Origin of the sequence: Klebsiella sp. I138 (assembly GCF_051131765.1) — a bacterium.
In the GTDB taxonomy this organism is placed as follows: domain Bacteria; phylum Pseudomonadota; class Gammaproteobacteria; order Enterobacterales; family Enterobacteriaceae; genus Klebsiella.
Window position 1 is genome coordinate 4192788 of record NZ_CP180447.1, and the last position, 23816, is coordinate 4216603.

24 protein-coding genes are annotated in these 23816 nt (G+C 55.7%); 13 read left to right on the top strand and 11 right to left on the bottom strand.

Annotation, left to right across the window (positions count from 1 at the left end; genetic code table 11):
* Nucleotides 1-54: 54 nt before the first annotated feature.
* From ACMYSK_RS19570 to ACMYSK_RS19580, 3 genes are all read right to left on the bottom strand, one after another.
* Entirely contained in the window at nucleotides 55-1191 is a 1137-nt protein-coding gene (locus ACMYSK_RS19570; protein WP_434637926.1) for a histidine decarboxylase, read from the bottom strand.
* Between the two features lie 37 nt (nucleotides 1192-1228).
* Nucleotides 1229-2575 carry a histidine-histamine antiporter gene (hdcC, locus tag ACMYSK_RS19575; RefSeq protein WP_434637927.1) on the bottom strand — a complete coding sequence of 449 codons (1347 nt, stop codon included), beginning with the start codon at nucleotides 2573-2575 and terminating at the stop codon, nucleotides 1229-1231.
* 334 nt (nucleotides 2576-2909) lie between these two features.
* Complete coding sequence (locus ACMYSK_RS19580) at nucleotides 2910-3812, bottom strand: LysR family transcriptional regulator (RefSeq protein WP_434637929.1); 903 nt, start codon at nucleotides 3810-3812, stop codon at nucleotides 2910-2912.
* 105 nt (nucleotides 3813-3917) lie between these two features.
* Here ACMYSK_RS19580 and ACMYSK_RS19585 point away from each other — a divergent pair, with 105 nt between their 5' ends.
* The 3 genes from ACMYSK_RS19585 to nepI all read left to right on the top strand — a co-directional run bounded on the left by ACMYSK_RS19585 (nucleotide 3918) and on the right by nepI (nucleotide 6341).
* A complete protein-coding gene (locus tag ACMYSK_RS19585; protein ID WP_434637931.1) occupies nucleotides 3918-4370 on the top strand; it encodes a DUF1198 family protein in 453 nt (150 codons plus the stop codon).
* Between the two features lie 114 nt (nucleotides 4371-4484).
* A complete protein-coding gene (locus ACMYSK_RS19590) occupies nucleotides 4485-5006 on the top strand; it encodes an SRPBCC domain-containing protein (protein WP_434644231.1) in 522 nt (173 codons plus the stop codon).
* Between the two features lie 153 nt (nucleotides 5007-5159).
* Nucleotides 5160-6341, top strand: a complete 1182-nt coding sequence (gene nepI, locus ACMYSK_RS19595; protein ID WP_434637932.1) for a purine ribonucleoside efflux pump NepI — start codon at nucleotides 5160-5162, stop codon at nucleotides 6339-6341.
* 72 nt (nucleotides 6342-6413) lie between these two features.
* Here the strand turns inward: nepI and phnX are convergent, their stop codons facing one another.
* Together phnX and phnW are read right to left on the bottom strand one after the other, a co-directional pair.
* A complete protein-coding gene (phnX, locus tag ACMYSK_RS19600; protein WP_434637934.1) occupies nucleotides 6414-7223 on the bottom strand; it encodes a phosphonoacetaldehyde hydrolase in 810 nt (269 codons plus the stop codon).
* Nucleotides 7224-7232: 9 nt separating this feature from the next.
* Complete coding sequence (phnW, locus tag ACMYSK_RS19605; RefSeq protein WP_434637936.1) at nucleotides 7233-8336, bottom strand: 2-aminoethylphosphonate--pyruvate transaminase; 1104 nt, start codon at nucleotides 8334-8336, stop codon at nucleotides 7233-7235.
* A 140-nt stretch (nucleotides 8337-8476) separates the two neighbouring features.
* Between phnW and phnR the strand changes: the two genes are divergently transcribed.
* From phnR to phnV, 5 genes are all read left to right on the top strand, one after another.
* Nucleotides 8477-9196: a phosphonate utilization transcriptional regulator PhnR gene (phnR, locus tag ACMYSK_RS19610; protein WP_434637938.1), complete on the top strand. Its 720-nt coding sequence runs from the start codon at nucleotides 8477-8479 to the stop codon at nucleotides 9194-9196.
* Between the two features lie 260 nt (nucleotides 9197-9456).
* A complete protein-coding gene (gene phnS, locus ACMYSK_RS19615) occupies nucleotides 9457-10470 on the top strand; it encodes a 2-aminoethylphosphonate ABC transporter substrate-binding protein (RefSeq protein WP_434637940.1) in 1014 nt (337 codons plus the stop codon).
* A gap of 5 nt (nucleotides 10471-10475) precedes the next feature.
* The gene (gene phnT / locus ACMYSK_RS19620) at nucleotides 10476-11585 is read left to right on the top strand and encodes a 2-aminoethylphosphonate ABC transport system ATP-binding subunit PhnT (RefSeq protein ID WP_434637942.1); all 1110 of its coding nucleotides are present in this window, start codon (nucleotides 10476-10478) and stop codon (nucleotides 11583-11585) included.
* A 2-nt stretch (nucleotides 11586-11587) separates the two neighbouring features.
* Entirely contained in the window at nucleotides 11588-12448 is an 861-nt protein-coding gene (gene phnU, locus ACMYSK_RS19625; RefSeq protein ID WP_434644234.1) for a 2-aminoethylphosphonate ABC transporter permease subunit, read from the top strand.
* Between the two features lie 2 nt (nucleotides 12449-12450).
* The gene (gene phnV / locus ACMYSK_RS19630; RefSeq protein ID WP_434637944.1) at nucleotides 12451-13248 is read left to right on the top strand and encodes a 2-aminoethylphosphonate ABC transport system, membrane component PhnV; all 798 of its coding nucleotides are present in this window, start codon (nucleotides 12451-12453) and stop codon (nucleotides 13246-13248) included.
* A gap of 43 nt (nucleotides 13249-13291) precedes the next feature.
* On the opposite strand, the gene ACMYSK_RS19635 is transcribed toward phnV, so the two are convergent.
* The 4 genes from ACMYSK_RS19635 to ACMYSK_RS19650 all read right to left on the bottom strand — a co-directional run bounded on the left by ACMYSK_RS19635 (nucleotide 13292) and on the right by ACMYSK_RS19650 (nucleotide 16917).
* Nucleotides 13292-14671, bottom strand: coding sequence for a carbohydrate porin (locus ACMYSK_RS19635; RefSeq protein ID WP_434637946.1), 1380 nt, complete (start codon nucleotides 14669-14671; stop codon nucleotides 13292-13294).
* A 157-nt stretch (nucleotides 14672-14828) separates the two neighbouring features.
* Complete coding sequence (locus ACMYSK_RS19640; protein ID WP_434637948.1) at nucleotides 14829-15131, bottom strand: PTS lactose/cellobiose transporter subunit IIA; 303 nt, start codon at nucleotides 15129-15131, stop codon at nucleotides 14829-14831.
* Nucleotides 15132-15265: 134 nt separating this feature from the next.
* A complete protein-coding gene (locus tag ACMYSK_RS19645) occupies nucleotides 15266-16591 on the bottom strand; it encodes a PTS sugar transporter subunit IIC (RefSeq protein WP_434637950.1) in 1326 nt (441 codons plus the stop codon).
* Nucleotides 16592-16602: 11 nt separating this feature from the next.
* The gene (locus tag ACMYSK_RS19650; RefSeq protein ID WP_434637952.1) at nucleotides 16603-16917 is read right to left on the bottom strand and encodes a PTS sugar transporter subunit IIB; all 315 of its coding nucleotides are present in this window, start codon (nucleotides 16915-16917) and stop codon (nucleotides 16603-16605) included.
* Between the two features lie 294 nt (nucleotides 16918-17211).
* Here ACMYSK_RS19650 and ACMYSK_RS19655 point away from each other — a divergent pair, with 294 nt between their 5' ends.
* A complete protein-coding gene (locus tag ACMYSK_RS19655) occupies nucleotides 17212-18153 on the top strand; it encodes a LacI family DNA-binding transcriptional regulator (protein WP_434637954.1) in 942 nt (313 codons plus the stop codon).
* Here ACMYSK_RS19655 and ACMYSK_RS19660 read toward each other — a convergent pair.
* On the bottom strand, nucleotides 18137-18337 hold the full coding sequence (locus ACMYSK_RS19660; RefSeq protein ID WP_434637956.1) for a hypothetical protein: 201 nt from the start codon (nucleotides 18335-18337) through the stop codon (nucleotides 18137-18139). The genes ACMYSK_RS19655 and ACMYSK_RS19660 overlap by 17 nt on opposite strands.
* 29 nt (nucleotides 18338-18366) lie before the next feature.
* On the opposite strand from ACMYSK_RS19660, the gene ACMYSK_RS19665 reads away from it, so the two are divergent.
* Nucleotides 18367-19737, top strand: coding sequence for an MFS transporter (locus ACMYSK_RS19665; RefSeq protein WP_434637958.1), 1371 nt, complete (start codon nucleotides 18367-18369; stop codon nucleotides 19735-19737).
* Between the two features lie 13 nt (nucleotides 19738-19750).
* The gene (locus ACMYSK_RS19670; protein WP_434637960.1) at nucleotides 19751-21013 is read left to right on the top strand and encodes a gallate dioxygenase; all 1263 of its coding nucleotides are present in this window, start codon (nucleotides 19751-19753) and stop codon (nucleotides 21011-21013) included.
* Here ACMYSK_RS19670 and ACMYSK_RS19675 read toward each other — a convergent pair.
* Entirely contained in the window at nucleotides 21010-22236 is a 1227-nt protein-coding gene (locus ACMYSK_RS19675) for a LysR family transcriptional regulator (protein WP_434637962.1), read from the bottom strand. The two genes, ACMYSK_RS19670 and ACMYSK_RS19675, sit on opposite strands and share 4 nt — an antisense overlap.
* Nucleotides 22237-22363: 127 nt before the next feature.
* Here ACMYSK_RS19675 and galB point away from each other — a divergent pair, with 127 nt between their 5' ends.
* On the top strand, nucleotides 22364-23104 hold the full coding sequence (gene galB / locus ACMYSK_RS19680; RefSeq protein ID WP_434637964.1) for a 4-oxalmesaconate hydratase: 741 nt from the start codon (nucleotides 22364-22366) through the stop codon (nucleotides 23102-23104).
* The gene (locus ACMYSK_RS19685) at nucleotides 23101-23814 is read left to right on the top strand and encodes a 4-carboxy-4-hydroxy-2-oxoadipate aldolase/oxaloacetate decarboxylase (protein ID WP_434637966.1); all 714 of its coding nucleotides are present in this window, start codon (nucleotides 23101-23103) and stop codon (nucleotides 23812-23814) included. Before galB ends, ACMYSK_RS19685 begins: the two co-directional genes overlap by 4 nt.
* Nucleotides 23815-23816: the final 2 nt, after the last annotated feature.

The following is a 23816-nucleotide window of genomic DNA, read 5'->3' on the forward strand; positions in this document are numbered from 1 at the left end:
GGCATCGGTGACGTCGGTCCTGGAGGGCAGTGGATGGTTATCACTGCCCTTTTACTAAGCGGCCTGTTTTTTCAAGTCGGCTATCACGTCATCAATCAACTCATCAATTTTGCTGGAATCAAGGTGGTGTGCTGTGGCGATGAGATGGGCAATATCCCCTGACGTGGCCAGGCAATGTTTTTTCCAGACGGCCTCTGATGGGCAAGGGAAGACGACGGTGATGGAGTTTTTGTTGCGCCAGGCATCAACCCCGGCAGACTGGAAACGGTCGACGGCATATTGAGCCATATTTAGGCTTCGTTCGATGCGGCGCTGCCATTCACTCCATGAGTGGCTTCGAATCGCCTCCCACATCATGAGTGGGGTGTGGCCGTTACGAGAGCCAGAAATAGTTTTATCGTGAGCAGAGATATAATCAATTTCTACAGAGATACGATCGACATTTTTCTTTTTGGCTACAACAATACCGCAAGGAATGGGAGACCCAATCATTTTATGCCCAGAAACACCAATAGAATCAATTCCGTCAGCGAAATTAAATGGCTGCGGGTCGTTAACGAAAGGTAAGATCATTCCGCTAAGCGCCGCGTCAGCGTGAAGATAATAGTCTTTACGTTCAATCCCTAACTCGTTAATTTTTTCTTGAATTGTCGCAATATTATCAATGGCTCCGCGAACGGTCGTCCCGATATTTGCAAAAATAATCGGATGTTTTTCATTATCGCGTTTGATTTTTTTGACTAAATCGGCGTAATCCATCTCACCATTGGGCTGTGATTCAACAAGTGTTGATTTGATGCGTAACAGTTTGACGATTTTTGCCACGGAGTAATGGGTATCTTTTGAGTAATACAAAGTGCCATTGGGGAAAATCTCCCGCCCCAGATAGCAGCCAAACATATTGCCTTCGGTGCCTCCATTCGTCACATACCCCCAGCTTTCTTCAAATGGGATTTTAAACAGCTGGGCGAAGTACTCCATGACCTCTTTTTCGAAATCAAATGAGTTTAACAAATAATTGCAATATTCCCCCCAGTCACCGCAGTTGTTGATAGAGAAGCGCATGAATCGTTCAAGAATAGTGTAATCAAAATCAGCAGACTCAGGATATCCGATGTTAAAATATTGATTTTTTACACAGTATGACCAGAAAGAATCAAGTTTATTTTGATCGCTAATGGATAATGTCATTTTAAACTCCTTGGTGTTCTTATTTATATATCTGGATTTATTTGTCTAAGTAGAGAATGGTTTGGCCTTTTTTACTTTTACCGGCAGCCACGAAAGAAAATAAAGGAATAGTTACCATCATCATGAGGATTCCCCAGAACATGGAATCACTGCCTGAGCCAAGCAAAGCGAAAATGCAGTAGATCATGCCAATGACAACAAGTGTGCAATAGAACATAAAGGTGCTGCCGCGGTTTATTTTCTTTGATACGAGAATGATAGGTAAGGAAATCAGGGCATACATATAAGGTAGCAAAGAAGCGAATACTGACATTAAGATAATAACTTCAAACTGCTTGGCCAGGTTTGGTGAGGCAGTAAGTAATAATACAATGCTCATCAGAATACCGGTAAAAATGAGGCTTTTCATCGGTACATCTTGTTTATTGGTGTCAGAGAAAAATTTAGGGAACAGGCCTTGCTGAGCACCTGCACGTGGCCCTTCTGACTGCAAAATAAGCCAACCGGAGATTGAACCAAAGCAAGCAATAATACTCAACGCGGAGGCAATGTTACCCGCCATATTACCAAACATGTAGCGAGCTGCGTCTGCGAATGGTGCAGCCGAGGAGATCAGAACATGGTGCGGAACCAGACCCATAATGACGGTGCAGCTACCGACATAGCATACAGAGGCAATAAGTAAGCCCATCACCGTCGCGCGGGGCACGGTGCGTTCTGGGTTTTCGACTTGTCCTGTTGAGACTACCGCTGATTCAATCCCTAAGAATCCCCAGAGCGCAATAGAAGACGCTGAGATAATAGCGGAGGAGTTGCTGCGGCCGGTCGCATTATAAACTTCGGAATACGTTTCTGGGCTAAACCAGAACCAACCAATCAATCCCACACCTAAAATAACGATAAGCCCACAGGTTGCAGTGAAAGACTGCGCTCGACCTGCGACTCTTGCGCCGAAGCTAGCAAGGAACACAAAGGCCCATAAGATAATAATGGCAGCGATGCAGCCATAGGCTGGATTTCTTAATTCTGGAAAAAAGAAACTTAGATATCCAACGCCAGCAACCAGTAATGCAACATTACCAACCCAGGCGCTTATCCAGTAGCAGATGGTAGTTTGAAATCCGATAAATGGTCCAAAAGCATCGCTGGCATATGCAACGATTCCCCCCGTACGTGGTGTAATGAGACTGGTTTTAGCAAAAACTAATGCAAGTGCAATAACTCCGATAATGGTAAATACCCATCCCCATATTGAGATAGAACCAATGCCTGCCAAATTAGTCGGTAGCATAAATACACCAGACCCCATCATGTTTGATGCGGTCACTAATGTCAGGGCAATGACTCCCATTTTATGAGCAGAGCCTGAGCTAACTGTTCCCATAATGGTTTCCTATTAATTTTAAATTTTACAATAAGTGAAAGTTCGTACTGAATTCGGGGGTATTTTTATCAATGAGATGACGCTGTTTTTGTGATGGGTGTCAAAAATGAGTATTAAGTAGATTATTAAACATGAGAGATTTGGTTGTTATTTGTTCAATTGCGCCGCAATTGACTCTGTCCCCTTTTATTTAAACTATTCGTGCTTTGATTTTATAATTCACGAGTGTCCCTATGAGGTGGCTAGATTAAAGTTATGATGCGGATAATGTGTTAAATAATATGCGCTCATGTACATATTTATGGCTTGTTTCGTTTCTTTTTAATAGGTTTGTTTACTTTTTCTGATTAGTATTGAACAACAGCTCCCGCAGCCACTGCTGCGCCGGGTCGCGGTGGCTACGTTCGTGCCAGGCCATACTTTTGGTGAAACCCGGTATTGCCAGCGGCGGCGGGGCGATGTGCATCCCGCCAGCCATCTTCGCCAGCCGGCGCGGCACTACGGCTATCATATCGCTGACCGCCAGAATCTCCGGCAGCACCAGAAAACTGCTCACCGATAACCCCACCCGGCGGGAACGCCCCAATGCTGCCAGCGCCTCGTCGGTTACGCCGCGAAAACTGTCACCCTGCCACGAGACCAGGATATGTTCCAGTGAGCAGAAGAGATCGAGGGTTAACGGTGCGTCGGCCTGGGGATGATCCGCCCGCATCAGGCACACATACTCCTCCTGATACAACGCCCGGCTGTGGAGCTCGGGCGGCGTTGAATAGGGCGTCAGCAGAGCAATATCGACATCGCCTCGTTCGGTCTGGGCGAAGAGCGTCTGCGGAGATTCCGCAATGATACGGACGCGAATGCCCGGCGCCTGAGATTTCAGCGCGGCGATAAACGGCACGATCACCGCTTTTAGCGCATAGTCGGTTGCGGCAATCGTCCAGGTAAAATTGGCCTCGAGCGGATCGAAAGTGGCCGGATACAGCAGCGCTTCGGCATCGGCCAGCAGCTGCTTAACCGGTGAGGCCAGCGCCTGTGCGCGCAGGGTGGGGACCATACCGTGCGGGGCGCGGACAAACAGCGGGTCGTTAAAGGCTTCCCGCAGCCGCGTGAGCATGCCGCTGACCGCCGGCTGCGTCAGGGAAAGCCGCGTCGCCGCCCGGGTTACGCTCCGTTCATCAAGCAGCGCATCCAGCGCTTTTAGCAGATTCAGATCGAGGTTTCTGATATCAGATTTCATGATGGACATCCGCAACGGCGATAAGTCACATTATGGTACGCCGGGGAGTCGACAGCGCGCAAATTCCCATTATGATAGTGGGGCTGCGGTAGATTGAGAGGAAGCATGATCTGGTTAGGATTGGCCACGCTGGTGGTAGTATTTGTTGTCGGTTTTCGGGTGCTTACCTCTGATTCACGCCGTGCTATTCGCCGCCTGAGCGAACGGTTAGCCATTACCCCGGTGCCGCTGGAATCGATGATCGACCAACTGGGGAAAACCGCTGGCAATGAGTACCTTCATTATCTTGAACGCCCCAATGAGGCGCATCTGCAAAACGCTGCACAGGTACTGCTGATCTGGCAGGTGGGTATTGTGGATGGCAGCGAGCAGAACCTGCACTACTGGTACCGTCAGATGCAAAAAGCCCGCCTGGCGGCACCGATTACCGATGCGCAAATTCGTCTGGCGCAGGGCTTCCTGCGAGAGCTGGACCCGGAGCTAAGCGAGATTGTTGCCCTGCAGCAGCGCTATAACGCGCTGTTTTCACCTGAGGATGGTGTGCACTGGCTGCATTGATATCAGATTGTGTGATGATCATAATCAATGATGGTGATTAGATTTATATCACTCCCGGACGGATGATGGGCCTCGTGAAATCGCAAACTTACGAGGTCTTTTATGAAACAGTCAATGCAACAACGCGCCATCGTCTGGCCGGAAGATTACCTGCCCGGCACCACCGATAACTTTGCCTCCAACGAAATCATTGTCAGCGGCCTGACGGCGGCGGAGATCTGGGCGCAGCTCGACGACACCACGCTATGGCCAACCTATTACAGCAACGTGGCCGATATCCGTTTTCATGACGGTAGCGGACCGACGCTAAGCGCCAACGCCCGCTTCCGTTTCTCCACGTTTGGCTTCCCTATTGAAGCGCAGGTCACCGAATATGTTCCACCAGTGGCCGGGGAGGCAGCACGCGTTGCCTGGCACGGCTGGGCAGAAGGTGATGAAACCACGCGGCTGGATGTGATCCACGCCTGGCTGTTCGAGGATTTACCCGGCGGCCGCGTGCGTATTCTGACTCAGGAGTCGCAAAAAGGCGCACCGGCCCAGGCGCTGGCCCAGACACTGCCGAATCCGATGATTAACGGACATCAGGAGTGGATCTGCGGCCTGGCTACGGCGGCCAAAAAAGCGCAGCGCGGTTAATTTTATCGTCTGAGCGCTGGCGAGCCTTGTGTGGCAGGCTCGTCAGCCGTTTATCCGCAAGAATCAAGCTTAAAGTTGTCGAAACGTTAAATTAGTCACACACAAAATGTTACACTGCGCAGCTTTTCCGCCATTCAACCTTGCAGGTAACTCATGACTCCTCTGAATGAAGCCAAACAACACGCCAGCGAGTTAGCGCGGCCAAACTGGTCGGCGGTCTTCGCGGTGGCCTTTTGCGTGGCCTGCCTGATTACCGTTGAGTTTTTACCGGTTAGCCTGCTCACGCCGATGGCCCAGGATCTGGGGATCTCTGAAGGCCTGGCCGGCCAGTCGGTCACCACCACGGCTTTTGTGGCCATGTTCTCCAGCCTGTTTATCACCACCATCATTCGCAGCACCGATCGCCGCTATGTGGTGATCCTCTTCTCGGTTCTGCTGACGGTCTCCTGCCTGCTGGTCTCTTTTGCCAATAGCTTTGCTTTGCTGCTGGTCGGCCGTGCCTGCCTGGGGCTGGCGCTGGGTGGCTTCTGGGCGATGTCCGCCTCACTGACGATGCGTCTTGTCCCGATGCGGGTGGTGCCAAAAGCGCTGTCGGTTATCTTCGGTGCGGTGTCGATTGCGCTGGTGATTGCCGCCCCGTTGGGTAGCTTTTTGGGCGGCGTTATCGGCTGGCGTAACGTCTTTAATGCGGCGGCGGTTATGGGCGTACTCTGCACGCTCTGGGTGGTGAAAGTGCTGCCTTCCCTGCCCGGTGAAGCGCCGCATCAACAGCAAAATATGTTCGGTCTGCTGAAACGCCCCGGGGTGATGGCCGGGATGTGCGCCATTTTTATGGCCTTTGCCGGGCAGTTTGCCTTCTTTACCTATATTCGCCCGGTCTACATGACTCTCGCCGGTTTTGATGTTGACGGCCTGACGCTGGTGTTGCTGAGCTTCGGTATTGCCAGCTTTATCGGCACCTCGCTGTCGTCGATGATCCTCAAACGCTCGGTGAAGGCGGCTTTAACGGCGGCGCCGCTGCTGTTGGCGATAAGTGCGACGGTGCTGGTGCTGTGGGGCGAAAGCCAGGTTGTGGCGTCGACGGTGGCGATTATCTGGGGCTTTGCGTTTGCGCTGATTCCGGTCGGGTGGTCAACGTGGATTACCCGCTCGCTCTCTGACCAGGCAGAAAAAGCCGGTTCGATCCAGGTAGCAGTCATTCAACTGGCCAATACCTGCGGTGCGGCGGTGGGTGGCGTGGCGCTGGATCACCTTGGCCTGCTGTCACCGCTGGTGATTTCCGGGGCGTTGATGCTGTTGACCGGCCTGCTGGTGGCGGTCAAAGTCCGCGTGTAGCGAAGACAATTCTCCGTGGAGACGGTTGCCCGGGCAAGGGGGATGCCGTCGCCCGGGGAAAGAGGGTGTAACTTACGGGCGTTCGCCCTTTGCCAGCCGGTCGTTGATGTCGGCAATCACTTCCGGCAGGTCTGCCAGCGTATCGACAACATAATGGGCGCCGGCGGCGTAGAGTTTCTCGGCCGCGCGCTCGCGGCGGGTCGCGATCTCTTCTCCCGTCATCGCCTGATATTCTTCCCAGGTGGCGCCAAACTCGTTACCGGAAACCGCCAGTCCGACGCTCCACATCCCGGCGTTCAGTCCTTCGGTAATCCCCGGCACGGCATCGTCCACTTTTACACAGTGGGAGACCGCATCAATGCCCAGAACCACCACGTTTTGCAGCGCCATCCATGGACCGGGGCGACCACCGGCCGCGAGGTCATCGGTGGCGACCCAATAGTCCGGGGCATAGCCGTGAGCGGCGGCGGCAGGCACCAGCTTTTCCATCACCGGGCGCGGGTAGCCAGAACAGGAACCTATTTTCAGTCCTTCGGCGCGAAGTGCGTTAATGGTGTCGACGACTCCGGCAATTGGCGCGGAAAAGTCGACCACTTTAGCGATTTGCAGCGGCATAAAGGCAGCATAAATCGCATCAATATCGGCGGCGGTCATCGAACGGCCAAATTTCGCCTGCCAGCGGGCATCCACGGAAGGTAACTGGCCTAGTGCTTCAATATGCTGCCACTTGCCGAGCCCCATTGGTACGCGAGCTTCCGCCAGCGTGATATCGACATCAAACGCCTGATGAAAGGCCTCGACGAAAATTTGCGTCGGCGCGAAGGAGCCGAAATCCACGGTGGTGCCAGCCCAGTCAAGGATCAGTGCGGTAATACGGTTCATGGCGGTTCCTTAGTGTGTCCAGTACATGGCATTGTCGATAGCGGTCAGCAGGGCGGTGATGTCGGCGGCGTAAACCTCGCCAATGTTGCCAATACGGAAACAGTCGCTCTGCGAGACTTTGCCCGGGTAGATAACGAAGCCCTGCTCTTTCAGTTTCTGGTAGAACGCTTTGAAGCGATACTGCGGTGCATCAGGTGAGTAAAAAGCGGTAATGATTGGCGAATGAAGGCTGTCATCCAGCAGCGGCTGAAAGCCCAGCGCGCGCATCCCGGCCACCAGGCGACGCTGGTTATCGCTGTAGCGGCGGTGGCGTGCGGCCACGCCGCCCTCGTCGGCCAGCTCTTTGAGCGCCTGGGCAAAGGCCAGCACGGTGTGGGTAGGGGAGGTGAAGCGCCATTTTCCGTGATTATCTTCCATGCAGCGCCACTGGGCATACAGGTCCAGCGACAGCGAGCGCGAGCGGCCTTTGCAGGTTTCCAGTTCGCTCTGGCGGGCAATAACAAAAGCGAAGCCCGGTACGCCCTGAATGCACTTGTTGGCTGAGCTAATCAGGTAATCAATATTCAGCGCGGCGACGTCCAGCGGAATACCGCCGAAGCTGCTCATCGCATCAACGATGTAGCGTTTATCGTAGCGCTGCGCCAGTGCCGCCACCTCTTCGATAGGGTTAAGCATCCCGGTCGTGGTTTCGCTATGGACCATGGCAATATGAGTGATCGCCGGGTCAGCCTGAAGGATCTGTTCGATCGTCGCGACGTCCGGGCGGGCCACTTCGCCGCAATCATACGGGTGACAGGCGATGCCCATCATTTCCGCCATTTCAATCATCCGCGCCCCGTAGGCGCCGTTGCTGATGATCAGCACTTTGCCCTGCGGGCCGATTGCGCTGCCGAGTACCGCTTCGACCGCATAACTGCCGCTACCCTGCAGCAGTACTGAGGTGTAGCCTTCGGCTGGGGTTGCCAGCTGTACCAGCTGCTGGCGAATGGCCTGCACCACGCCGAGGTTGTAATCATCATCCCAGGTACAGCTATCGAACAGCATGGCTTCTTTCACCGTACGAGAGGTGGTCAGCGGGCCGGGGGTCAGCAGCAGGTAATTACGTGAAGTCATTTATTTTCACCATTGGTCTATACCAGATTGGCTTTATGATGCTGACAGTGAGGGCCAAAGGTCAAAGAAAAGATCGTGCTGCAACAAAAAATTCATCTCCATGGGTATAATGGCGCTATCAAATCTGCTTGTGAGTCAACATGAAATCACCTTCTGGCGAAACGCCGCAGTACCTGCTGATTAAGGCGCAATTGCAGGCACGTATCGAAAACGGGGCGTTGAAAAGCGGCGATAAGCTGCCGTCAGAACGCGAACTGTGTACGATCTTCAATACTACGCGGATTACGGTGCGCGAGAGCCTGGCGCAGCTGGAGGCCAGCGGCGTGATTTATCGTGCCGATCGCCGTGGCTGGTTTGTCACGCCGGAGCGCCTGTGGCTGGATCCGACGCAAAATACCAACTTCCACAAGCTGTGTCTGGAACAGGGGCGGGAACCGAAAACGGTGCTGCTGAACGGCCAGCTGGCAGCCGTACCGCTGGATGTGATGGCGCCGTTGGCGCTACAACCGTTCGATCAAGTTTATCTGCTCAAGCGCCTGCGCTACGCCGACGGGCGCGCGATTTGCTACAGCGAAAACCACTGTCTGCCGGCGCGCGTGCCGGAGCTGCTGCGCCACGATCTGAATGGCAGTCTGACCGAGATTTATCAGGCTCATTACGACCTGATATATACCAGTATGCATTTGTCGTTCTATCCCACCTCAATGCCGCCGCAGGCCGCAGAGGCGCTGGGCGTTATGGAAGGGCGTCCGGCTCTGCTGCTGCGCCGCCTGAATTACGATCAACACGGACGTATCCTGGATTACGATATTGAGTACTGGCGCCACGATAGCCTGCGTATTGAAGTCGACACTCACTGAGTTTGCAGGCCCTGTACGGGATTTCCCGGTGGCGCTACGCTGACCGGACTCCGGGCTACTGACTTACCGCCGTCAGGTAGCCCGGACAGGCGCTATGCGCCGCCTCAGGGGGAAATCCCTGAGCAGTTCAACCTTCCTGAATTCCTCCGCCTTTCATCCTTTAGACACAGTTCATTCATCGTTTTGTCATAAATCCCCGGTAGCGTGACAATCAATCTGGTATAGACCATTAAAAATCACCACCCAACGAGGCTTACACGATGAAACTTTCCCGACTTGCTCTGCTGTCCGTTTTCGCGCTGACCAGTTCCCCGGTTTGGGCCGATGGGGTGGTCACGGTGTATTCCGCTGACGGCCTGCATGACGGCGACAATAGCTGGTATCAGAATCAGTTTGACGCCTTCACCAAAGCGACGGGTATCAAAGTGCAGTATGTGGAGGGGGGTTCCGGGGCGATTGTTGAGCGACTGGCAAAAGAACGCACCAACCCACAGGCTGACGTGCTGGTCACGGTCCCGCCGTTTATCCAGCGTGCGGCTAAAGAAAATCTGTTAGCGGAATTTACTCCCCAGGGCAGCGAAAAAATCCCCGGCGTTAACGCCCGCTACTCGCCGCTGGTTAACAACTATCTGACCTTTATCTATAACAGCCAGCTGTTGAAAACCGCCCCGGGCAGCTGGCAGGAACTGCTGGATAGCCGCTACAAAAATAAATTGCAGTACTCCACGCCGGGCCAGGCAGGTGACGGTACGGCGGTGATGTTGCAGGCCTTTCACAGCCTCGGTGGTAAAGATGCAGGCTTCACGTATCTCGGCAAACTGCAGGCCAATAACGTCGGCCCGTCCGCCTCGACCGGTAAGCTGACTGCGCTGGTCAATAAAGGTGAACTGTTGGTGGCCAACGGCGACCTGCAGATGAACCTGTCGCAGATTGCGCGTAACCCGAATGTGAAAATCTTCTGGCCGGCGGACGACAAGGGCGAACGCAGCGCGCTGGCCCTGCCGTACACGGTGGGCCTGGTTCAGAACGGGCCGCAGAGTGAAAACGGCAAAAAACTGATCAACTTCCTGCTGGATAAACAGGCGCAAAGCAGCGTCAGCGCGCTCTCCTGGGGGCTGCCGGTTCGCAGCGATGTGACGCCAACCGACGGTAATTATCAGGCAGCAAAAGCCGCGCTCGACGGTGTGAAAAGCTGGGAACCGAACTGGGACGATGTTGCCGTATCGCTATCGGCAGACATTGCCCGCTGGCATAAAGTGACCGACAGCGAGTAAGCCTGATGTTGATGAAAACGACTGCTGCCCACTCCCCGTCAGTGACGGGGAGTTCGGGGATAACCCTCGATTCTCTGCGCGTCTCCTATCATGGCAACGTGGTGCTGAAACCGCTGTCGCTGACTATCGAACCGGGCGAAGTGCTGGCCCTGATTGGCCCGTCGGGTTCCGGGAAAACCACGGTGCTGCGGGCCATTGCCGGGTTTGTGCAGCCGGCAGGTGGACGCATTTTGATCGGCGATACCGATGTCACCGGGCTACCGCCGTACAAGCGCGGTCTGGCCATGGTGGTGCAAAACTATGCTCTGTTCCCGCATATGAAGGTGGAAGATAACGTCGCCTTCGGCCTGCGGGCGCAGAAGCAGCCTAACGCGCTGATTGGTGAACGGGTGACCGAAGCGCTGAAAATTGTTGGCATGGCGGACTACGCCACGCGCTACCCGCACCAGCTGTCCGGCGGCCAACAGCAGCGTGTGGCTATCGCTCGTGCCATTGCCGTTCGCCCGCGGGTGCTGCTGCTCGACGAGCCGCTCTCGGCGCTGGATGCGCAAATTCGCCACAACATGGTGGAAGAAATTGCCCGCCTGCATCGCGAGCTGCCGGAGCTGACCATTCTCTATGTCACCCACGATCAGACCGAAGCCCTGACCCTGGCGGATAAGATTGGCATCATGAAAGACGGTTCGATGATTGCCCATGGGGAAACACACCCGCTTTATCATTACCCACCTAACCGGTTCAGTGCCGAATTCCTCGGCCGCGCCAATATTCTGCAGGCGACGGCGCTGACGGACACCTCCGGCCCAGGGCTGGTCAGCGTCAGCTGCGGCGGTGGGTTGGTGCAGGCGTTTAGCCAGGGCGGCCAGCACGGCAATAACAAGCTGCTGTGTATTCGCCCGCAGCATATGAGCCTGGCGCCGCGCTCGGCGGCCAGTAACCGGCTACATGCTACGCTGACGTCGGTACACTGGCAGGGGGATTTGACCCATCTGCTGTGCGACGTAGCCGGCGAAACGGTACGTATCGTGATGACGCACGTCAATCCGCTGCCGTGCGCGGGCGACAAACTGGCGCTCTACTTTGAACCGAATGATGCGGTCCTGATTGAGGTGTAATGATGTCGCAGACGTTAACGCTGTCGCGCCCGCGCCCGAACCTGCGTCCTTTCCTGTGGCTCCTGCTGCCGCTGCTGGTGCTGGCGACCCTGTTTTTCTATCCGCTGCTGCTGATCGCCGGCCAGGCGCTGCGCGATGACAGCGGTCATTTGAGCCTCGGGACATTCTGGCAGGTGCTAGAGTCCCGCCGGTTTATCGGCGCCTTGCTGAATACCCTGCAAATTGCGGTGCTTGCCACGCTTGGCTGCCTGGTGCTGGGCAGCCTGATGGCGCTGATTCTGGTCTTTATCCCGTTTCCCGGCAGCCAGTTAATTAGCCGGGTGATTGATACCTTTATTGCCCTACCGACGTTTCTTATCACCCTTGCTTTCACCTTTATTTATGGCTCGGCGGGATTGCTGAACGGTACGCTGATGTCGCTGTTCGATTTTGCGCTGCCGCCGGTGGATTTTCTCTACTCGATTCAGGGCGTCATTCTGGCGGAGATCACCGTTTTCACGCCGTTGGTGATGCGCCCGCTGATGGCCGGGCTGCGGCAAATTGATAAAAGCCAGCTGGAGGCGGCGAGTATTCTCGGGGCCCATCCGCTGAGGGTGATTGCCCAGGTTATCTTCCCGGCGGCGCTACCGGCGCTGATGGCGGGCGGCAGTCTGTGTCTGCTGTTGACGACGAACGAGTTTGGCATCGTGTTGTTTATCGGTGCAAAAGGGGTGAATACCCTGCCGATGATGGTCTACAGCAAGGCGATTCTTGAGTCCGATTACAGCGTGGCCTGCATGATTGCACTGATTAATATTCTGCTGTCGCTGGGGCTGTTTATGCTCTACAGGCTGGCGGCTGCGCGTACCGGCGTGAGGAGCTAACGATGTTAATTTGGTCACGTAAAGGCCGTGCGGCGGCGGGAACGCTGGCGGTGGTGCTGTTTGCCGGGTTCTTCTTCCTGCCGCTGTCGGTGATCCTGATGTCCAGCCTGAGCCAGCAGTGGAACGGCCTGCTGCCGTCCGGATTTACCTTCGGGCATTTTGTGAATGCGTTTCGCGGGGCGGCCTGGGATTCGTTGTTCTCAAGCCTTGCGGTCGGCTTTTGCGCCAGTCTGTTTGCGCTGTTGTGCGGCATGTGGGCGGCGCTGTCTCTGCGCCAGCTCAGTGCCCGACTGCAAAAATATCTTGGCCTGGCGTTTTACCTGCCCAGCGCGATCCCTTCGGTATCGGTGGGGCTAGGGATTCTGGTCGCCTTCAGCCAGGGGCCGCTGCGGATGAACGGTACCTTCTGGATTGTACTGGCGGCGCACTTCGTGTTGATTTCGGCATTTACCTTCAGCAACGTCTCCACCGGTTTGGCTCGTATTTCGCCGGATCTCGAAAATGTCGCCTCCAGCCTGGGCGCCTCGCCGTGGTATCGCCTGCGCTACGTGACGTTACCGCTGATGACGCCGTGGATGATCTCCGCGCTGGCGCTGAGCCTGTCGCTGTCGATGGGGGAACTGGGGGCAACGGTGATGATTTATCCGCCGGGCTGGACGACGCTGCCGGTGACGATATTCAGTCTGACCGACCGCGGGAATATTGCCGATGGCTCGGCGCTGACCATCGTACTGGCGGGCGTGACGCTGCTGCTGATGATAAAGCTTGAGCGTATCGCCCGCCGAATGAGCCAGAAATAAGGCTTTCCCCGGCGGCGCGCTGCCTCCGGGGACTTGGGTAACATCAGAACCAGGCTTCCCACATGGCGCCGACGTTCAGCGAATCGAGCTGATCTTCACTGGTGCCGTCGACTTTGGCGGTATGCTTGTTATCCACCTGACCGCCGGTGACGTAGAAACGCAGCATCGGACGGAACTCCGGCCCCATACCGATTGAAATGTTCTGCGACAGCGTCAGCTTCCAGCCCTTGTTATCTCCACCCTGATCGTAATCTACGCGCTGATAGCCCGCTTCCAGCCAGGTTGAGTGCACGTCGTTCCAGAAGTACATCGGACGCACAATCACGCCGTAGTTCTTACGGTTGTCGGTATTGTCTTTGCCGTTGTCATAATCATGGAAGGCCAGCAGATAATCGACCTGCGCCTGCGGGGTAAACTTGTGGCTGCCTTCAAAGCTGGCATACACCGTCGTCAGATCGTCGGTTTTGTTATACACGCTGTTATCCGAATTATCGGAATAGCGCAGAATCACTTTGTTTACGCCGCTGTCGTTGGTATGGCTGAGCACCAGGCCGCCCTGCCAGGCATCAAGACGCGCATCCTCGTCCACCGCTTTCGAGTCAAAACCGTAGTTGGCGTACACTTCGACGTCAATCGGTCCGGCTTTCATGTTGTGAATTTTGGAGGTCAGGGCATAGTTGCCTTTATCGCCGGTATCCGCGCCGCCGGTACAGGTAATACGCGATGGGTTCGACTCATCGGCCATGACTTCCGGGCTACAGGAAGCGACCTGCGCCACCGTAGCCACGTCGAACTGGACGCCGCCGATATCGAAGTTTTTCACCCCGGCGCCCTGGCCGTCGTGGTTCATCCAGAAGTAGTCGTTGATACCCTGTTGCGGACGCTGGTGGAAGTCGCGCCCAGCCCACAGATAGGCTCCCGGGTTAGATTCCAGCACGTTCGTTACGCCAACGTAGGCTTTCTTGAGGTTAACTTCGTCGCTCCACTGGTCAAACATCACGTTGATATCCCAGATGGCGCCTTTGCTGCTCTTAAACGCTTTGGTTATCTGGAATTCACCGCCGTTGCCTTCGTTACCTAAACGACCAATCGCCGAGGCGCCGTTATAGGAGCCGTCCACGCCAACGAATTTCTGATCGCCGGTCTGGAAGTGGGCGCCGTAGCGGGCATAGCCGCCGAATTTCAGGCCGAATGGAATCGCCATATCCGGCGAATCGGCGGTGGTTTGCGGGTTGGTAATGACATCCACTTTCTTATTGGCCGCGGCATCGATTTTGGCCTGACGATCCGCCAGGGCTTTATCGACGGCTTTCGCTACTATGGCGTCAATTTGTTCCTGAGAAAAATCTTGGGCGAGGACGGAAATTGGGCACAGTGCGGCAATGACCGCCATGGCTAATGGCAGTGTTTTTATTGTTTTCATGGTTATCTCACGTTTAATAATTTATCAATATTCAGACAATAATCACCCGCTCCGGCTATTAAATATAATAACCAGGGCACGCTGATTCTGTTTATTTAGGGCACAGCTATGCTCAAGAACAAATTGACCTGTTCTGGAGTTTTACTTCTGTACTAAATTAACGCTGGTAGAGATGAATCATTTCTTCGGAAAACTCACGGGCAAGCAGAGAGTTCATTAAATGATCCTGCGCATGCACCATAATTAACGTCATTGGCTGGCGCGCTTCACCGGCATCCTGCTCGATGAGCCTGGTCTGCATCAGGTGGGCGCGTCGGGCGTAGCCATCGGCTTCATTGAGGAGTAATTTGGCTTCATTAATATTTCCATTACGAGCGGCATGTAACGCCTCAAAACATAATGAGCGTGACTGTCCCGCATTCACGATAATTTCCATTACCGCTTCTTCTAGTTCAATCATAATATTACCTGAGGTGATTAACTTTATTATTTAAAGAATGTAGCGAAAATTCCTTTTTCGCATTATTCCGGGGTGGTGTTATTTTATTATTTAGATTTCACGGGAAATACAGCTGGCTGCGTATTCCCCACTCATTACTGGCTGACGGTTTCGGCAACCGGCACGGCATTTTTTGCTTTTTCAACTTCGGTCTTCATTAAAGAGCGTTCATAGGCACGCAGGAACGGCAGGTAGATAAGCGCCGACATCACCATGCAAATGGCACACATGATGACCGGGCTTAATGTCCAGTTAGCGGCCCAGGAAGCGCCGATCGGTGCCGGAGTGGTCCATGGCGTCAGCGAGACAACCTGCGTCAGCCAGCCAAGACGCGTTGCGCCATAGGCCAGGATGGCGTTGATCATCGGGACGAAAACGAACGGGATAAACATCATCGGGTTCATAATAATCGGCGCGCCGAACAGGATTGGTTCGTTAATATTGAAGAAGCTTGGCACGATGCCCATTTTGCCAATGGTACGCAGATGCGCCACCCGGCTGCGCAGCAGCAGGAACGCCAGCGGTAAGGTCGACCCGACGCCGCCAATCAGCAGATAGTGGTCCCAGAACCCTTGCAGATAAACATGGGGCAGTGCGGCACCGGCCGCCAGGGCCGCCTGGTTTGCTGACAGGTTTGCCATCCAGAACGGGTTCATAATCCCGGTAACGATCAGCGAGCCGTGGATCCCGGCAAACCAGAAAATCTGGCACATCAGCACGGAAAGCAGGATTGCGGGCAGGGAATCTGAGGCCGATACCAGCGGTGCGAGCAGGTGCATAATGGCCTGTGGCAGAATCATGCCGGTCTGGGCTTCGATAAACAGGTTCAGCGGATGCAGGGTACCAATCACCACCAGTACCGGGATCAGAATTTCGAAAGAGCGGGCGACGCCGGTTGGCACCTCTTTCGGCAGGCGAATAGTGATGTTGTTCTGTTTCAGCCACGCGTAAACGCGGGTGGAGTAAATTGCGGTAATAAGAGCGGTGAAGATCCCCTGGCCCGACAGATACTGCGTCGAGATTTTGCCGTCAGCATAAGGGGCGGCGACCAGCAAAAAGGCCATAAATGCCAGCAGGCCGGACATCACCGGGTCCAGCTGAAACTGGCGACCCAGGCTTGCGCCGATACCGACGGAGATAAAGAAGGTCATCACCCCCATACTCAGGTTGAACGGCAGCATCAGCTGTTCACGATACTGCTGCGAGAAATCCAGCCAGCCGCGCGCAAAACCGTTGGTAGTGTCCGGTGAAAAGGGAGGAAAGATAAATACCAGCATGAAAGAGCCGATGATCATAAACGGCAATGCGGCAGTGAAGCCATCGCGAATGGCGATAACATACTTCTGCTGCCCAAGGCGTCCTGCCAGCGGAGTAATAGATTGCTCGATCACGGCAATCATGGACTGATACAGAGAACTCATTTGCACACCTCTTATTGCGCCGGGTTAATCAGCGACAGCGCATAATCCAGGACGTTATCTCCCCGCTGCATGCCGTAGTCCATGGTGTTAATTGGCTGGACCGGAATATTCAGGGAAGCGGCTTTTTCTGACAACGTTTTCAGCATGTATTTCACCTGCGGGCCAAGGAGCACCACCTGGTAATGCGGAAACTGCATGTCAAATTCGGAAACACCATAGGCGTCAATCTGCACCGGCAGGTTACGTTCTTTCGCCACGTCGACCATCTTCCTGACCAGTAAACTTGTGGACATCCCGGCAGAGCAGCACAGCATAATCTTGTACATCGACACTCATCCTCAAAATGTAAAAAGTTATTGCGTGAATGATTTGATATCAGACGGAAACCGGTTTCCATTCATAAAAAACAGAACTGTGATGACTGTCAAGATCTTCTCCTTATGCCGCTAATTAATTGGATTTTGCTCACAGAATTCTGCCGGTTTTGCGATGTTTTTCCATGAAACGGAAAATCGGTTTCCAAATGAAAATGGAAACGGATATACTGGCGATGGTTATAATTGAAGCGATTCAGGGCCAGGAATGTACAGGGATCGGACGGACCCTGTCAGGGGATAATGATGTCTACAATCAATGATGTATCACGTTTAGCTGGGGTGTCCAAAGCCACCGTCTCTCGGGTATTGAGCGGTTCGCGCGGGGTAAAAGAGGCCAGCCGCCAGGCGGTACTACAGGCGGCGGAAGAGCTCAACTACCGTCCCAATATGATTGCCCAGTCGCTGTTTAGCCAGAGCACCGGCTGCATCGGTGTCATTTGCGCGCAGGACAATATTAATCAAACGACCAGCTATCTGTATGCCCTGGAAAAACAGCTGAGCCTGCATCAAAAGCATCTGCTGCTGCGCTTTGCCAACACCCGCGCCGGCGTGATGAGCGCCCTCGAAGAGTTGAGCTGTGGCCTGTGCGATGATGTGCTGATCATTGGCGCGCGGTTTCCATTGAATATCGACCGGGACGACGTGGCGCTGATTGATTGCCTGGAAAGCGAAGGGGCGAACAGTATTCAGTTCGACCACGCGTTTGCGGCGGAAACAGCCTGTAACTATCTGATTAGCCAGGGGCGTCGGCAGATCGCATTAATTCACCCCGAAGGCAGCGGCTTTGCTGACCAGGTTCTTCTGGGCTACAAACATGCGCTGGAGAAAAATTTCCTGCCGTTTAATCGCAACCTGGTGTTCCTCGACAGCACTTCGCCGTCGGTGGCGGTACAGGAGCTGGTCAGCAATGCGACAACCTTGAATTTCAATGCGTTGCTGGTTGCCGATGAACAGCAGGCTCAGCATATTGTGCCGCAGCTGCTGGCGTTTAATCGGGCGGTGCCGGAAAAAGTGATGGTGTTCAGCCTCGCGGGCTCGTTACAGCTGCCCGGTATTCCGACCATTCCGGCGATTGAGTATTCAATGGATGCGATGGCGACGCGTATCGTCAGCTGGCTGACTGAAAAAACGCAGATGCTCGGCGGCAGCATGCTGCGCGGCGATTTAATTATTCCGAAGCGCTAATCCCCCCTTGAACATCAACCCGTGGCGTTAACGCTGCGGGTTTTTTTATGCCGCTCTTTTTGCTGTCCACTTCACAATATAAACAGAACTCATAGCTGCCGTCGGTTTTTTGAACCGGACAGCGCCCGGGGACTGCCTTAAGTTGAATACGAAAGTTCAACTCCAAAAACATTAACCAGAACATTCGTACCGCCTGCTTAAGGAAGTCACCCTATGAATCACTCTCATGTTGTCGACGTGAAGTCGTGGATCGATGCCCGACCGATCTCGCGCTTTCAGTGGAACGTCCTGCTGCTGTGTTTTGTCATCATCATGCTTGATGGCTATGACGCGGCGGTTATGGGCTTTATCGCCCCGGCTCTGATCGAAGACTGGGGTATCAGCCGTGCGCAAATGGGCCCGGTACTTGGCGCGGCGATGTTTGGTGTCGCTATCGGTGCGCTGGTCGCCGGCCCGCTTTCCGATCGCTATGGTCGTAAGCGCATTCTGCTGTGGTCGGTGGCGCTTTTTGCGCTCTTCAGCCTTGCCGCCGCGCTGGCACAAAGCCCTTCACAGCTGGCGCTGATGCGCTTTCTCACCGGGCTGGGGCTGGGGGCGGTGATGCCTAACTGCGTCACCCTGGTGGCGGAATATATGCCTGAGCGGCGTAAGGGGCTGATGATTACGCTGATGTACAGCGGGTTTAATGTCGGTTCCGGGCTGGGCGGTTTTATCGCTGCCGGGCTGCTGTCGCACTACAGCTGGCATTCGGCGCTGATTTTTGGCGGCGTGCTGCCGCTGGTGGTCCTGCCCTTTATGGTGGTCATGCTGCCGGAGTCGGCAATGAATATGGTGGCGCGGCGTCTGCCTGCCGGACAAATTGCCCGGGTGCTGAACCGCCTTGGCGGTAGCTTCAGCAGCGAAACTCGCTTCCAGCTGAACGCCCCGCAAATCTCACGGCACAATAAAGTGGCGCAGCTGTTCCGCAACGGCTATGCGCGCGGGACGCTCGCCCTGTGGCTGACCTACTTTATGGGGCTGTTCGTTATCTATCTGCTCAATGGCTGGCTGCCGACCATCTTACGCTCCGGTGGATTGTCATTGCAGCAGGCGGCAATTATTACCGGCCTGTTCCAGCTTGGCGGCCCTCTGGGCGGTATTCTGGTGGGGTATTTGATGGATCGCACCTCGGCGAAAGCGGTGATTGCGGTCACCTATTTCCTCGGCTGCCTGTGCCTGTTAACTCAGGGACTGATGGACTTTGGCTCTGCGGCACTGTCGGTGCTGATCTTCATCAGCGGCATGTGCATTAACGGTGCGCAGAACGGTCTACAGGCCTATTCACCGGCGTATTATCAAACCGAAATTCGCGCCACCGGCGTCAGCTGGATGCACGGAATCGGGCGTACCGGAGCCATACTTAGCTCCACCCTGGGAGGGGTAATCATGCTGGCGGTACCGGGCCACTCTTCCATCTTTTTGGTGCTGGCGCTACCGGCTTGTCTGGCGGGCGCGGCAATTTTACTGCACCGTATGAATCACCCTAAGCCTCGGCAAACAGAGGCGGAGCTCAACGCGCTGTCGCAAACGTTGCATAACCGATAAATGGAGTCACCTCATGGCCAGAATACTCGGCGGGATCGCCGTTTCTCATACCCCGACCATCGGCTTTGCCGTCGATCATCATAAACAGCAGGAAGCCGCCTGGGCGCCGATTTTTCAGAGCTTTGAGCCTCTGCAGCGCTGGCTGGATGAGAAAAAACCGGATGCGCTGGTCTATATCTTCAATGACCACGTGACCGCCTTTTTCTTCGACCACTACTCGACGTTTACCCTCGGGATTGATAACGAGTACGACGTGGCGGATGAAGGCGGCGGCCCGCGCGACCTGCCGCCGGTAAAAGGCGATGCGGCGCTGTCCAGGCATATCGGCGCCAGTTTGATGGCGGATGAGTTTGATATGTCATTCTTTATGGACAAAAAACTCGACCACGGCCTGTTCTCGCCGCTGTCGGCGCTGCTGCCGTGGCAACAGGAGACGGGCTGGCCGACGCGGGTTATCCCGCTGCAAATTGGCGTACTGCAATTCCCGGTGCCCAGCGCCCGCCGCTGCTATAAGCTCGGGCAGGCGCTGCGCCGGGCCATTGAAAGCTATCCGCAAGATATCAACGTGGCGATTGTGGCGACCGGCGGTCTGTCGCATCAGGTGCATGGCGAACGCTGTGGTTTCAACAATCCGCAGTGGGACGCGCAGTTCGTTGATATGCTGATCAATGATCCAGAAAAGCTGGCCGAAATGACCCTTGGCGAGTACGCCACGCTGGGTGGCATGGAAGGTTCGGAAGTGATTATGTGGCTGGTTATGCGCGGGGCATTATCGGCCAACGTGAGTGAAATCTGGCGTGATTACTACCTGCCGTCGATGACCGGCATCGCGACGCTGATTCTGGAAAATAATGCCCGCGTCCCACCGGTGGATACGCTCAGCCGCCATCGCCAGCATATGGCGCAGCAGCTGGCTGGCGTGGAAGCGCTGCCTGGAACCTATCCGTTTACCCATGAACGCAGCCTGAATGGTCTGCGGCTGAACCGATTCCTGCATCAGCTGATTCAGCCCGCCTGGCGCGAGCGTTTTCTTAGCCAGCCGCAGGCGCTGTATGCTGAAGCGGAACTCAGCGAATATGAGCAGGCGCTGCTCGACGCCCGCGACTGGCGTGGACTGATTCAGTACGGCGCCAGCTTTTTCCTGCTGGAGAAAATGGGCGCCGTGGTTGGGGTATCCAATCTGCATATCTACGCCGCCATGCGCGGGCAGACGCTGGAGGAGTTCCAGAAGACGCGTAACCAGCAGGTGACCTACTCGGTAGCGGGAACCCGTTAACGTTGCGCGACATGCTGCTGAATAAAGCTTAGTAGGGCCTGGGTTGCCGGCGAAGGCAGGCTGCCCGCCCGGAAGGTCAGCCCGATGCGACGGGTCGTATCGGGCAGGCGAACGGGCAGAATAGTTAACAGGCTATTATCGATTTCAAAGCGCATCTGGCTGGCGGAGACGGCCGCCAGCATGTCGGAATCTCTCAACAGACCGCGAACCATCGCGGCATCGCCGGTTTCTACCGTCGGCTGCGGCAAGGGCAATCCCAGCGTCAGAAAAGCCTTCTCCAGCAGGTGCCGCGCCGGGGCATTTGAGCGCGGCAGCACCCACTGTGCAGCCGCCAGCTGGCTGCGCGGATCCGGATGACTTAGCAGCGGGTGATCGTTGCGCAGCAAAATGAGCATATCCTCTTCGAATAGCGCTTCGCAGGTCAGGTCCGGTAGATCCTCATCCTGGCGCAGCGCGCCGATAATAAAATCGATATTCCCCGCGCGCATATCGGAGACCAGCGACTCATATGGGCTTTCATTGGTCATCACCGTAATGCCGGGGTAGCGCGCCAGAAAGGCGCTAATCGCTGCGGGCAGTAGCTGAGTCCGGCTGAGCGGCAGGGCACCAATGCGTACGCGGCCCTCCAGCACGCCGCGACGGGCGGCAAGATCGCTCCAGATATTATCCAGTTCGTTCAACGCCCGGCTGATGGGCGGGTAGAGCAGGTCCGCCGCCGGCGTCGGGCGAACCCCTTCTGGCGTGCGGCGAAACAGCGCGGAGTCGGCTCCTTTTTCAAGAATTTTCAGCGCGGCACTGACCGCCGGTTGGGTGATGCCCAACTGGGTGGCGACGGTCTGCGTGTGATTGACGTGATAGAGCTGCAGGAATATTTCCAGCCGGCGGGTGTTGAACAGCCAGCCGGCATCCGGCAGTGCGCCGGATGCGGTGCTCCGCGTTTTAATCTTTTGCAGCAGCAGAGGAATGGCCTGAAGGTCATCGATAGCACGCCGCGCCCGCGGCAGCAGACATCTGCCGTACTCGGTCGCCACCATCCCGCTGTAGTGGCGTTCGAAAAGCGTCACGTTCAGCGCCGCTTCCAGATCGCGAATCGCCCGGGTGATTGCCGACTGCGTGCGGAATAAATCATCAGCCGCCCGCGAGACGCTGCCGCGCAGGGCAACCTGGCAGAAGAAGCGTAGCTGCATGATATTTATTGTCTTATCGTACTTTCTCTTCAGCATTTCTCTCCGGACTCCGGATTGTGAGCTTTACGACAACATAAATAAAAATCATAGCCTTCGCAAGTTAACGAATTACCCGCTCCTGCCGTGACATGACAAGCTGAAAAAAACAACAGAGGAAGTCATCATGTCTGAACCGCATAGCGAAAAAAGTGCCCTTGTCGTCAGCGCCCACTCTGCCGATTTTGTCTGGCGCGCGGGCGGAGCGATTGCGCTGCACGCCCGCCAGGGCTATCGGGTGCATATTGTTTGCCTGTCATTCGGCGAGCGCGGTGAATCCGCAAAGCTGTGGCGCAAAGGCAACATGAGCGAAGAGACCGTGAAGCAGGTCCGCCGTGAAGAAGCGCAGGCTGCCGCCGATATTCTCGGCGCCAGCGTTGAATTCTTCGATATCGGTGACTACCCGCTACGCGCCGACAAAGAGACGCTGTTCCGCCTCGCTGACGTTTACCGTCGCGTACAGCCGCACTTCGTCCTGACCCACTCGATGCACGATCCCTACAACTACGACCACCCGATGGCCTCCAACCTGGCCCAGGAAGCGCGCATCATCGCTCAGGCCGAAGGCTATCGCCCCGGAGAGAAAATCGTCGCCGCGCCACCGGTGTACTGCTTTGAGCCGCACCAGCCGGAACAGTGCAACTGGAAGCCGGATGTGCTGCTGGATATCACCAGCGTGTGGGAGACCAAATATCAGGCGATCCAGTGTATGCAGGGTCAGGAACATCTCTGGGAATACTACACCCGGGTTGCGCTACAGCGAGGCGTACAGGCGAAGCGCAATATCGGCATCACCGCGGCACGCGATATCGTTCACGGCGAGGCCTTCCACAGTATCTTCCCCCGCGTGACGGAGAATCTCGCATGAACCTGTTGAATAAAAAAGGCATTGTGATCCGCAATCTTCCTCGTCACGACCCGGCGACGCTGAGCCAGTTCGCCGCCGCCGGCGTCGCGACGATTCACGAAGCGTACGACCGACAGGGGCTGATGGCCCCGGATATTCGCCCGATCCAGCAGGGCGTCAGCCGCGCCGGAAACGCGGTGACAGTCCTGGTCACGCCGGGCGATAACTGGATGTTCCACGTGGCGGTCGAGCAGTGCCGCCCGGGCGATATACTGGTGGTGGCGCCAACCTCGCCCTGCGGCGACGGGTTCTTTGGCGATCTGCTGGCCACGTCGCTCCAGGCTCGCGGGGTGATTGGGTTGGTGGGAGATATCGGCATTCGTGATTCGCATACCCTGCGTGAAATGGGCTTTGCCGTCTGGTCGCGCCACGTTTATGCCCAGGGGACGGTGAAAGAGACGCTGGGGTCGGTCAACGTGCCGGTTATCTGCGCCGGACAGCTGGTTCATCCCGGAGATGTGGTTGTGGCGGATGACGACGGCGTGGTGGTGGTGCCGCATGCGCAGGCCCAGACGGTGCTGGCGAAGGCGGAGACCCGGATGGCCAATGAAGTGGCGAAACGCGATCGGATGCGCAGCGGTGAGCTGGGGCTGGATATCTACGCCATGCGTCCGCGCCTGGCGGAGAAAGGGCTGCGCTACTACGACAACACGGACGACGTCGAGGGCTAATA